9 protein-coding genes are annotated in these 12,094 nt (G+C 64.2%); 3 read left to right on the top strand and 6 right to left on the bottom strand.

Annotated features, from left to right (window positions below; all coding sequences use genetic code 11):
• The first annotated feature begins 9 nt into the window (after positions 1-9).
• Positions 10-885, top strand: coding sequence for a metal ABC transporter substrate-binding protein (locus Q6A48_RS16695; RefSeq protein ID WP_304555225.1), 876 nt, complete (start codon positions 10-12; stop codon positions 883-885).
• 67 nt (positions 886-952) lie between these two features.
• Here Q6A48_RS16695 and Q6A48_RS16700 read toward each other — a convergent pair whose 3' ends face one another.
• Positions 953-1,474: a DUF3617 domain-containing protein gene (locus tag Q6A48_RS16700; RefSeq protein WP_304555226.1), complete on the bottom strand. Its 522-nt coding sequence runs from the start codon at positions 1,472-1,474 to the stop codon at positions 953-955.
• 140 nt (positions 1,475-1,614) lie between these two features.
• Between Q6A48_RS16700 and cls the strand changes: the two genes are divergently transcribed.
• Positions 1,615-3,054: a cardiolipin synthase gene (gene cls / locus Q6A48_RS16705; RefSeq protein WP_304555227.1), complete on the top strand. Its 1,440-nt coding sequence runs from the start codon at positions 1,615-1,617 to the stop codon at positions 3,052-3,054.
• Here cls and cfaB read toward each other — a convergent pair.
• From cfaB to hflK (Q6A48_RS16730), 5 genes are all read right to left on the bottom strand, one after another.
• A complete protein-coding gene (gene cfaB / locus Q6A48_RS16710) occupies positions 3,051-4,238 on the bottom strand; it encodes a C17 cyclopropane fatty acid synthase CfaB (protein WP_304555228.1) in 1,188 nt (395 codons plus the stop codon). The two genes, cls and cfaB, sit on opposite strands and share 4 nt — an antisense overlap.
• 184 nt (positions 4,239-4,422) lie before the next feature.
• The gene (locus tag Q6A48_RS16715; RefSeq protein ID WP_304555229.1) at positions 4,423-6,330 is read right to left on the bottom strand and encodes a heavy metal translocating P-type ATPase; all 1,908 of its coding nucleotides are present in this window, start codon (positions 6,328-6,330) and stop codon (positions 4,423-4,425) included.
• Positions 6,327-7,379, bottom strand: a complete 1,053-nt coding sequence (gene hflK, locus Q6A48_RS16720; protein ID WP_304555230.1) for a protease modulator HflK — start codon at positions 7,377-7,379, stop codon at positions 6,327-6,329. Before hflK (Q6A48_RS16720) ends, Q6A48_RS16715 begins: the two co-directional genes overlap by 4 nt.
• Complete coding sequence (gene hflC, locus Q6A48_RS16725) at positions 7,376-8,401, bottom strand: protease modulator HflC (protein ID WP_304555231.1); 1,026 nt, start codon at positions 8,399-8,401, stop codon at positions 7,376-7,378. The genes hflK (Q6A48_RS16720) and hflC overlap by 4 nt, the downstream gene beginning before the upstream one ends.
• On the bottom strand, positions 8,398-10,359 hold the full coding sequence (hflK, locus tag Q6A48_RS16730) for a protease modulator HflK (protein WP_304555233.1): 1,962 nt from the start codon (positions 10,357-10,359) through the stop codon (positions 8,398-8,400). The genes hflC and hflK (Q6A48_RS16730) overlap by 4 nt, the downstream gene beginning before the upstream one ends.
• 220 nt (positions 10,360-10,579) lie before the next feature.
• Between hflK (Q6A48_RS16730) and lpdA the strand changes: the two genes are divergently transcribed.
• The gene (gene lpdA, locus Q6A48_RS16735; protein WP_304555235.1) at positions 10,580-11,980 is read left to right on the top strand and encodes a dihydrolipoyl dehydrogenase; all 1,401 of its coding nucleotides are present in this window, start codon (positions 10,580-10,582) and stop codon (positions 11,978-11,980) included.
• Positions 11,981-12,094: the final 114 nt, after the last annotated feature.

Consider the following 12,094-nt stretch of genomic DNA (forward strand, 5'->3'; position numbering starts at 1 on the left):
TGTTTCCCGATGCGCGCCCTACTCGTGCTGTTCAGCCTGATGCTGTCGATGTCTTTATCCGCTGCCGAGAAACTCCAGGTGGTGACCAGCTTCAGCATTCTCGCCGACATGACCCAGCAGATCGGCGGCGAGCATGTGCAGATCACCAACATGGTCGGCCCGGACGCCGACGCGCACACCTACGAACCCACGCCGGATGACGCCCAGGCGTTGCTGCGGGCGAAACTGATCATCAAGAATGGCTTGGGCTTCGAGCCGTGGCTGGATCGCCTGGTCACCAGCACCGAAACCAACGCGCCGGTGATCAGTGCCAGTCGTGGCGTGATCCCACGTTCGCTGGACGAGGACGGCGAAACCGTCCCTGACCCTCATGCCTGGCACAACCTGGCGAATGCCGAGCTGTATGTGCGTAACATCACCCAGGCGCTGGAAGCCGCTGACCCGGCCAACCGGGCGGATTACCAACGCAACAGCCAGGCGTACCTGAAAAAGATCTATGCCCTTCTGGCCGACGCCAAGGCCAAGCTCGGCGCATTGCCCGCGGGCAATCGCAAGATCGTGACGTCACACGATGCCTTCGGCTACCTGGGCCAGGCCTACGGTATCGACTTCATGGCGCCCCAGGGACTGTCCACCGAACGCGAACCTTCGGCCGCTGAAGTGGCGGCGCTGATTACCCAGATACGCCAGGCGAAGGTCAAAGCGGTGTTCATGGAGAACATCAAGGATGCGCGCCTGCTCAAGCAGATCGCCGATGAAAGCGGCGCCCACATCGGCGGTACGCTGTACTCCGATGCACTGGCCGCCAGCGGCCCGGCCAGCACGTTTACTGGCCTGTTCGAATACAACCTCAACACTTTGTACGAGGCATTGAGCCGACCCTGACCTCAGGGTCTGCTTGCAAAAAAAGGTGGGAGCATTCGTAGCGCCCACCCTTCACTTCTCAAGGCTCTCAAGCCCGTGGCTTGACCGCTCCGCAATCCTGCCCCAACCACACGGCACGGGTATCGAGGCTGCCGTTCTGCTGGATACCGGTGGCATTGAACGTGCCGTTCACCTTGGTCGTGAACTCCCGGTCGCTCTGGAACGTCGCCACGCCATTGCCCTGGGCTTTCGGGCAACTGAAGCGGAATTTCCACTGGTTGCCGGTCCGCTCGGTGATCTGCTGCTTGCAACCCGATTGCGGATCTTGCAGCGGAATATCGTTGGTTTGCACCTGCGCCGGGGTCAGGCAGACACGAATGCCCTTGCCGCCCATGGTAATGCCCTGCTTTTCCAGCATCGCCCGTTGCTCCGGGGTCATCTGGCTTTGCACCTGGCCGAGGATCATTTGCAGGTCCGGCAGATTCTGGTTATCGACCTTCATGTTACTGGTGGTCAATTCCCATAATCCCGGCTGAAGCATTTGCGCGTGGGCCGCCACCGATACCGACAACCCCATCGCCATGGCCACACCCAGCAGACGAACATTCATTGCGAAAACTCCAGAGGACAAGTGGCCGTTAGACGCCGCCCACGGGTTTCGGTTCAGGCCGCCACGGCTGAATTAAATAGCGACAATCGCCTTGGAACATGGTCTGTTAAGCATTGAAACTTCAGGAGCACGGCTGCCCCATGGATTATTTCGGCCCGCATATCTTCGGTTACCTGATCGCGTTGCTGCATACCCTGGGCTCCATCGCCGCCGTCCATGCGGTGCTGACCGTGCGAACCGCCCAAGGCTCGATCGCCTGGGCCCTGTCCCTGGTGTTCATTCCCTACCTGACGTTGATTCCTTACCTGGTTTTCGGCCGCAGCACCTTTGACGGCTACATCAAGGCGCGACGGCAAGCCAACGAAGAAATGCGCAAGGCCGTCTCCGAGCTGAACTGGCGGCCCTGGGTCGAAGAAGCCCTCGCCGCTCGCGCTTCCCAGGCCTACGCCTCGCTACGGGCGATGCCCAAGCTGGGGCGTACGCCCTGCCTGGCGAACAACCAGCTGCGCCTGCTGGTCAACGGCCACGCCACGTTCGAAGCGATTTTCCAAGCCATCGAAGCTGCACGCGAGGCGGTGCTGATCCAGTTTTTCATCATCCACGACGACCGCCTCGGCCAGCGCTTGCATGCGTTGCTCTTGAAGAAGGCCGCCGAAGGCGTCGCGGTGTACCTGCTGTATGACCGTATCGGCAGCCACTCCCTGCCCCATGCCTATGTCCAGGCCTTGCGCGATGGCGGCGTCCAGGTAAAGGCGTTCGCCACCCGCAGCGGCTGGCTCAATCGGTTCCAGGTCAACTTCCGGAACCATCGCAAGATCGTCGCGGTGGACGGTGTGCTGGGCTTCGTCGGCGGACACAACGTGGGCGATGAATACATGGGCGAGATGCCGCCGCTGGCGCCGTGGCGCGACACCCATGTCGAAGTGCGCGGGCCGGTGGTGGCGAGCATGCAGGAATCGTTTGCCGAAGATTGGTTCTGGGCCGCTCGCTCGCTGCCCCCGCTGATCCTGCCAGACACGTACCCGGAAGGCGGCGTGCTCTGCCAGTTGCTCGCCAGCGGACCGGCCGACGCCTATGAGACTTGCTCGCTGTTCTTCGTCGAGGCCATTCACGCGGCCACTGAGCGGGTGTGGATCACCACGCCCTATTTCATCCCCGACGAAGCGGTATTCGCCGCATTGCGCCTGGCGGTGCTGCGCGGCGTGGACGTGCGCATCCTGCTGCCCTCCCGGCCGGACCACAAGGTGGTCTATGCCGCCTCAAGCCTGTATGCATTCGAAGCGGTGCGCGCCGGGGTGCGGGTGTTTCGCTATGGCCCCGGTTTCCTGCATCAGAAGGTGGTGCTGATCGACCGGGAAATCAGCGCCATCGGCAGCGCGAACCTGGACAACCGTTCGTTCCGGCTGAACTTCGAAGTCATGTTGCTGACCGTGGACATCCCGTTTGCCAGTGAGGTCGAGCGAATGCTCGAAGAGGATTTCGCCCAGGCCCAGGAAATCGACAAACAGGAAAGCCGGGAGACCCACCGCCTCCAGAAGATCGGCATGCGGGTCGCTCGGCTTATCTCCCCGATCCTTTAAGGGGTGTAGAGATCGTCGCGGGTCCAGGGCAGATCATGGCTACCGTCGGCATGGGCTTTGACTGCCAGGATCTGGTGCAGGTTGATCCAGCCCTTGGCGAACGCATAGGCACAACCGGCCAAGTACAGGCGCCAGATACGCAGCGCCTGCTCCGGCACCTCCTTCGCGGCGGCGGCCAGGTTGTCCTCCAGGCGCTCGCTCCAGTGATCGAGGGTGCGTGCGTAATGCAGGCGCAGGCTTTCCACGTCGACAATCTCCAGCCCGGCTTCGCTGATGTGGGCGGCAATCATCGACAAGTGCGGCAACTCGCCGTTGGGGAACACGTACTTCTCGATGAAATCACCCGCGCCGCGGCCGACCGGCCGCCCATCGGTGTGCTTGGCGGTGATGCCATGGTTCATCACCAGCCCGCCCTCGCGTACCGCGCCGAACAGCGTCTTGCAGTACTGTTCGAGATTGGCATGGCCGACGTGTTCGAACATGCCGACGCTCACCACCTTGTCGAAGCGCCCGTCCTGGGGCAGGTCCCGGTAGTCCAGCAATTGCAGTTCCACCTGGCCGTCCAGGCCTTCTGCCTTGACCCGCTCCCGAGCCAGGTCCAGCTGCGCACGGCTCAGGGTAATGCCGAAGACCCTGGCGCCGAACTCCCGCGCCGCATAGCGCGCCAAACCGCCCCAGCCACACCCTACATCGAGCAGGTAATCGCCAGGTTGCAGCCGCAGCTTGCGGCACAGATGCCGGAACTTGGCTTGCTGGGCCTGTTCGAGGGTTTCGCTGCCCGTCTCGAAATAGGCGCAGGAATAGGCCATGTCGCTGTCGAGCCATAGTTGATAGAACGCGTTGGAAAGATCGTAGTGATAGGAAATCGCCTTGGCGTCGGTTTCCTTGTCATGGGCCGAACGCACCGGATGACTGCCCGCATCTTCCTCCACCAGTGCCTGGCTCCACTCATCGCAGACCCGCACGACTTCCTGGATCGAGCCTTCCAGTTCCAGTTTGCCTTCGACGAACGCCGCACCCAACGCATCCAGGCTGGGGTGGGTTAATTGCCCGACCATTTGTGGGTCCTTGACCACGATCGTGACACTGGGATCGGCCCCCAGTGTGAATTCATGACCGTCCCAGAGCCGCAGCCGAAGCGGCAGGTGAAGATTCTGGAGGGCCGGTGGAAGTTGCGCGAGCATGAGATATCCCCCTGGTTTCAGAACATCTGAACTGAGGGTAGACCAACATAGAAAAATAGCAGGCTATCGAATGCATAGCCTTTCTCTATTGCTGCCCCATATTCACTCCCTGTAACGGGTACGACCAGCGATGGCACGCCCTCTCCACTAGAAGACTGCAACGGTGCCGGACAGTTCGCCGGGGTCAGCCTTCCTTGATTTTCAGCAGCGGCTCCTGGAACCGCAACAACCGCCCGGCATTGCCCAGCACCAGCAGCGTGCTGAGGTTATGCAGCAACGCCGCGATCATCGCCCCGGCCGCGCCGAGCCAACCGAACGCGGCAAAGGCGACGATGGCCAGGGTCCAGCCCAGGCCGATGATGACGTTGACCTGCAGCGTGCGCCTGCATTGGCGGCTGAGCCGTACGCAGGTGCCGAGGCGGCGCAGGTCGCTGCCGATCAGCACGATGTCCGACGATGCCAGGGCGATGTCCGCACCACCGGCCCCCATCGCCACACCGACCACACCGGCCTTGAGCGCGAGCGAATCGTTGATGCCATCGCCCACCACCATAGGGCGAAAGCCCTGGTCGATCTCGGTCATGACCCGTTGGAGCTTGTCTTCCGGCAGTGCCTGGGCGTGTACGTCGCGGATGCCGACCTCCTCGGCCAAGGTGTCGGCCACGCTCTGCCGGTCGCCGGTCAGCAATACCTGGCGGCCCAGGCCCAACTCGCGCAGCTCCGCCAAAGCGGCCCGGGCCTCCGGCTTGACGCTGTCGGCCAACAACAGCCAGGCCAGGAATTGTCCGTCCAGGGCCAGGCCGGCAATCGGGCCATCATGGACAGGGATCGCGGACGTCTCGATCCCCAACTGGGCGAACAACTCCGGACGGCCCAGCGCCGCTTCGCCCTCCCCGGTCATCGCGACCACACCGAGCCCCTGGAGCTCGTGGATCTGCGTCAGCGGCAAGCCGTTTTCCGGCTCGACCAGGCCGGCCAACGCACGGCTGACCGGGTGGCTGCTGGCCGAACCCAGGCTCGCCGCCAAGGGCAGCAACAAGGCAAGAGGAGCGTCCTGGGCCTGTTCGATGGACTGTAGACGCAGGGCGCCATAGGTCAGGGTCCCCGTCTTGTCGACCACCAGCGACGTCAGGTCGGCCAGCTCTTCCAGGAAGGCCGAGCTGCGAATCAGGATGCCGTGACGCGCCGCCACGGCGATGCCGGCAATGGCCGTGGCCGGTGCCGACAACACCAACGCACAAGGACACGCGGCCACCAGAACCGCCAGCATGGCCTGGGCGTCCTGGGTCACGAACCAGGTCACCGTCGCCAGCAACAACACCAGCACCAGATAGCCTCCGGCGTAGCGCTCCAGCAACCGGGTAATGGGTGGCTTCGAACGTTCAGCGTTCTGCATCAGGGCGATGACTTTGCCCAGCGTCGATTCATCACCGGTGCGGGTCACTTCCAACCGCAGCAGGCCATCCAGGTTGATCGCGCCGCCGAACACTTCGGTACCAACTACCGCCTCCAGGGGCACCGATTCGCCGGTGATCGGTGCCGTGTCGAGGCTGGCCTGGCCGGACAGCACTCGACCATCGGCGGGGACCCGGTCGCCGGCTCGCACCTCCACCACGTCGCCCGGGCGCAACGTGGCGTTGTCGACTTCGGTGATCGAGCCGTCGGCCAGCACTTTGCGGCCCTGGCTGCGAGTGAGTTGGCCGAGGGCATGGATCGCCTCCTGGGAGCCGATGACGCTGCGCTCTTCCAGCACATGGCCGAAGATCATGATGATCGGCAGCAGTGCCGCCGTCAGCAGATCGCCAGTGGCCCAGGCGCCGAGCATTGCCAGGGCGATCAACTGGTCAGTGATTCCGTGCAGGCTGGGGTAGCGCAAGCTGTACCAGGCCGAACGCATGACCGGAACCGCCACCAGCAATGAGGCAGCCCCCAACAACAGTTGACTGACCCCCGTCTGCTGCGGCCACCCGCCGCGCCAGACCAGGCCCAAGGCAAGCAGGCCGAGCGCAAGCATCGCCAGGGTCAGTTGTCGCGCGGCGGTACGCTGTTCCGCCGAAGACAACATTGGCATCGCGGTGGCGTGGGCAGTCATTGTTCAGCTCCCTGGATGATCAGGCGGGAATCGTCTTTCGGATCGACCGTGGTCACCGAACCGGCCTGGCGAAGTATCGCCGGCATACGTTCGCGGTAGAGGCGCAGCAGCATCTGCGGCTCGGCGCCTTGAGTCTTCGCCAGGCCCAACACCGTGGCCGTGTCGGCCGAGGCCTTGGCGAGCCGTTCGCTGGCCTGGGCATGGGCGACTTGCAGGGCGCGATCGGCGTCCTGTCGAGCCGCCTGGGTGAGTTTTTCCGCCTCGGTGCGGGCATTGGCCACGGCTTTATCCGCCTGCTGGCTGGCCGTCAGCACCGCGTTGAAAGCGCTCACCGCCGGGCCAGGCAGGCTCGACTGGACATCGACCCGCGCCACTTCGATACCCAGCCCCTGCCCTGTCGCCGCCAACTCAGCCAGGCGCCGATTGATGCCTTGCACCAGATCGCCGCGCAACCGTTCCCGGCGTTCGGCAGCCTGGCTGTCACTGCCCATCAGTTCCGGACGCGCCACCAGAATCGTGTCCAGGTCCCGTGCCGCCGTCAGGGCCACGGCACTGCGGGTCGCCAAACGATCGAGGGCCGGTAGCACATGTTCACCCTGCAACACGAAAGCGTAGGGGTCGGTGACTTTGTAGAACACCCGTACATCGAGCTGCACCACCCCGGCATCACCGGTCAATAGATAGCCCGACCCTGCCAGTGCATCACTGACCGGCGTGGCGAAACTGGCCACTCGGTCGGCCTGCAATGCGGCGTCCGAGCGCAAGAGACTGTCCACGCGCCGTTCGAGAACGCGATCTGCCGCCGGCAACAGAATCACTTGTTCCACGGGACTGGGCCACGCCAGCAACAACCCGGCATTCTGGATGCGATCCAGGGCCCCGAAGTGCAACACCACGGCGCGGTTCTGCGGATCAATCTGCCGCACATTGGAGAAAGCCCAGGCCAAAGCCGCCAATACGGTGACCGCATAAAGCCCGAAAAACGCCAAGCGTCCAGCCTGGGCCCAAGGGCTGGATAATGGATTTGTTCCACGTGGAACCCAACTCATGGTTGTGTTCCACCCTTGGCATCCATCGCTGGCGGGCCGTCCACCAGCACGCGGAAGGGCGCCGCATCAGTGCGCAAAATCATCTTGGTGCCAGGGCCAACCACGGTACCCAAAGTGTCCAGCGAGCGCAGCAGGTTATAAAGCTGCGGCGACCCCGCATAGGCCTTGCCATAGATCTCGGCGGCTTCCACCCGCGATTGCGCTTCGATCTCGGCAGCCTTCACCGTGGCGTCGGCCTGCATGACTCGCGCATCACGCTCGGCGGCAGAACGTATCTGCGCCGCTTCGCGCTTGCCAATGGCAGTGCGTTCAGTGGCGATGGTTTCACGCTCGGCGCGCATCCGATCCACCGTCGCGGCCAGTGTTACCGACGGCAAGGTCAGGCGCTCGACGCCGACCTGCAACACCCGCACGCCGTAGGTGGTGAGCAACTGTTGATCGATCTGCTGGCGCAATTGCGCTTCGAAATCGGCGATGTGGACCTGGCTGGCATCGGTGTTGACCAGGTTCGCCAAGTCGAAACTGGCCGCCGTGGTTTCCAGTGCCGAGCCGACAAACGTGCGGATCTGCCGCGCCGCTTCGTCCGGCTCGTTCTGCACCGCCCGCATGAAACGTTGCACGTTGTCTGGATCTCCCTGGACCTGCCACGCCACGTAGGCCTGGACAATGATTCGCAAGCCATCACGCGTGCCGACGTCCTGCAGGCCGCTGGAGGTGGTGCGCAAGCGCAGGTCCACCGGGATCACCGCTTCGAACGGTGCCGGCCAACGCCAGCCAAGCCCGGGCTGGAGCAGCACCCGCGCCGGATTGCCAAAACGGGTGATGACCGTGGCCTCCCCGGAACGCACCTGCACCAGGCTCGCGGCGGCGACGGCGAATGCCACCAGCAGCGCCGCCCAACCCATGCGCCGCCAGGGAAACGGTCCGGCTTCCTGTGGCTCGCCGTGATGGTGATGCCCATGGTGATGCCCGTGGGCATGACCGGCGTGATCGTGATGACCGTGAGAAGAGGACTGGCTCAATGGGCAGCTCCTGGCAAGACAGGGTTACGCGGCGACACGGGGTCTGCCGGCAGCGTGAAAGTACGCAGGTCGATGGTTGGCGCGTTACCGCTGCCCCCCAGCCGATGATCGAGAATCAGCAACTTGGCGTTGCCCAGGCCTTGGCTCAATTGCCCCAGGTAGCGCTCCAGCACGAAGGCATGCCCGGCCGTGGCGTAGGCCTTGCGGTCCGCATCGAAGCGAAGGTCGGCGGCCTGGGCCGAGGCGTCGGTTTCCCGGGCCCCGGCTCGAGCCTGGTCAAGGGCGACACTGGCCTGCAGTTGCGCCTGGTTGGTCTGTTCCGCCGCCGCCCCGCGTTCCCGCGAGATCAGCGCCTGGGCGCCAATTTGCGCCGCCTGTACCGCGTGGTAGGCATTGGCCGCCCCGGCCGGCGGATGAATCGCCTCCACCACCGTCGCCAGGATTTCCACACCGCTGTCGAGCGCTTGCAGATCCGCCTGGACCGCACGGCCGATCTCGTCGGCCAGGCTGACACGGTCCGCGCCCAGCAGACCGTCCAGCGTGCGCGAAGCGAACTCATGCACCAGGACGCGACTGGCCGTGCTGCGAATCAGGGTCGGGACGTCGGCGCTGTTGTAGGTCGCGGCCAACGCGGCAGCGTCAGTCAGGCCGATCCGATAGACGAAACGCACGTCCATGTTGACGATCTGGAAGCTCTCTTGCTCAGCCCGTCGACTGGCAATCACCTGGGACTTGTCGTTGACGTGGCTGGCGTCCCATAACCGGTTGGCCACCGCCGGCGCCGGGCCCTCGGCCGGCACAACGTCGGTGGGTGCGCGGGTGTCGGCGACACTGCTCGCCAGCTCATGCACGACGCCATTCTCGACCGCCAGCACCCGGCCCCACGGCCAAGGCAGCCCCACGTGCAGCCCTGGGCCGAAGACCTCCACCGGCTTGCCGAAGCGCTCATAGATGCCGCGCTCCTGTAGCGGCACTTCGTGCACGCCCGTCAGCAACCAGCCCACCAGGGCCACCACCGCCAGCACCGGCAGGAACGCACGTCGCATATAGCTGAACGCCCAGATCTGACGCAGGTCGATGCCAAAGCGGTTGTGCAGTTCATGTTGCAGCGCCAGCAACGGTTGCGGTGGCCAACGCAGCAGATCGGCAATGACACTGCGCCCCAGCAACGTGGGTTCCACGGTGTCCCGACACGGGCTGAACAACGACAACACCGCACGCAGGAGCAATTCTGCCGCCACCAGTCCGGGCAGCACCGCCATCAGCACGGCCAGGCGCGCGGGCCAGACCGATGTCTCAGCCGCGAACAACAGGCACAAGGCGCCAAGGACCAGCACAATGATCGGCACCCGCGCCAATTGCGCCAGTGCTTGCGCTTCCGGCCACTCCACGGCGGGTTGCTGGGCCAATTGGCGCTCGAACACCAGCAACCCGAACGCCAGCAGTAACGACAGCACCGCCCCGACGCTGGCCGATGTGCCAAGGTTCGCGGCGGGCAATGCGAGGTTCCACACCTGTGCCAGGCTCACCAGCACCAGCACTGCCCAACCGGCCAGCCACAAGGCGGGGGCGCCGATGTGCGTGAGCAGGCCGGTCCAGCGCGCACCGAGTCGTTCGAGCAATCGTTCGTACCAACCCAGCTCCACCACCGCCGGTTCCGCCGAGGCCAGGTGATCCGTCGGCGGCGCCAACGCCTGGCTGCGCCATTGGGCGATCCATCCGGCGGACTGCAAACCCGCCAGCAGCACCAGTAAACCCGCGCCCTGCCCCACCAGTAGCGCCGGCCACAGAGACAGCGGCGAAAACAGCCCGATGAAAAACGCCAGCACCCAGGCCACGCCCGCCGCGCTCCCCAGCGCCAGGACCTTCCACCGCAGACGGCGCCCGTGCAATGACGCACGCTGAAAGCGCGGCCAATCGGCCACCTGCCCCCCCTCGACATCGAGATCGACTTGCATACCACCCCAGCGCTTGTGGCGATCAGAATCCGGGCAGGTGGATAGAGGCCACCGCCGCTTCGTTGTATGGCGTTACCTTATAACGATTACTGTGAAATTTCCGTTTGGAATTCTTCATGCGGGGCTTCTGCCAGCCCCTTGACATAAGCCTTGACCGTTATCTGTGGAAACGCTCATATTACGAGCATAATTTTTTATCAGGCCAAGCGGGAGAAGCGCGATGAGCAATTACGACGTGGTCATTCTTGGGGGCGGGCCTGGCGGGTATAACGCAGCGATCCGGGCGGGCCAATTGGGGTTGCGGGCCGCGTGTGTCGAAGGCCGGGCCACCTTGGGCGGCACCTGTTTGAACGTCGGTTGCATGCCGTCCAAAGCATTGCTCCACGCGTCCGAACTGTACGAAGCAGCGACAGGCACGGCGTTCGCCAACCTGGGCATCGACGTCAGCCCTACCCTCAATCTTGCGCAAATGATGAAGCAGAAGGACGACAGCGTGGCGGGCCTGACCAAAGGCATCGAATTTCTGTTTCGCAAGAACAAGGTCGACTGGATCAAGGGCTGGGGCCACATCGACGGGCCAGGCAAGGTGACCGTCACCGCTGAAGATGGCAGCAAGACCGAACTCAATGCCAAGGACATCGTCATCGCCACGGGCTCCGAACCGATGCCGCTGCCCGGCGTGACCTTCGATAACCAACGCATCCTGGACTCCACCGGCGCGCTTTCGCTGAGTGAAGTACCGCGCCACCTGGTGGTGATTGGCGCAGGCGTCATCGGCCTCGAACTGGGGTCGGTCTGGCGGCGGCTCGGCGCCCAGGTGACCGTGGTGGAATACCTTGATCGCATCTGCCCTGGGGTGGACATCGAAGCCGGCAAGACCTTGCAGCGGGCGCTGGCCAAGCAAGGCATCACGTTCAAGCTGGGCAGCAAAGTCACCGGCGCCGTGCCGTCGGCCACCGGTGTGCAGGTGACGGTTGAACCGGCAGCCGGCGGCGAAGCCCAGAGCCTGGACGCCGACTACGTGCTGGTCGCCATCGGCCGCCGGCCTTACACCCGGGGATTGGGGCTGGCCAACGTCGGGCTGGAGCCTGACCCGCGCGGCATGCTCGCCAACCGGCACCACCGCACCGAAGCGCCAGGGGTCTGGGTGATCGGTGACGTGACGTCCGGACCGATGCTCGCCCACAAGGCCGAAGACGAAGCCATGGCCTGCATCGAACGGATCGCCGGCAAGGCGGCCGAGGTCAACTACGCGTTGATCCCCAGCGTCATCTACACCCGTCCGGAGTTGGCCAGCGTCGGCCAGACCGAGGAGCAGCTCAAGGCTGAAGGCCGTGCCTACAAGGTCGGGAAATTTCCGTTCACGGCCAATAGCCGGGCGAAGATCAACCACGAGACCGAAGGGTTCGCCAAAGTCCTGGCCGATGAGCGCACCGACGAAATCCTCGGCGTGCACCTGGTGGGCCCGAGTGTCAGCGAAATGATCGGCGAGTATTGCGTGGCGATGGAGTTCAGCGCCTCGGCCGAGGACATCGCCCTCACCTGCCATCCACACCCCACCCGCTCCGAAGCGTTGCGCCAGGCGGCTATGGATGTCGAGGGGATGGCAACACAGATGTAGGCGCCTGCCTTTTCCGGAATATTCAGTCCCCACTCTGTGGGAGCGAGCCTGCTCGCGAAGCGGACACCGCGTGCTGATCGACAGGCCGCGTTATCGTTCTTCGCGAGCAGGCTC

It is taken from the genome of Pseudomonas citrullilanati (assembly GCF_030580855.1).
Lineage (GTDB): Bacteria > Pseudomonadota > Gammaproteobacteria > Pseudomonadales > Pseudomonadaceae > Aquipseudomonas > Aquipseudomonas citrulli.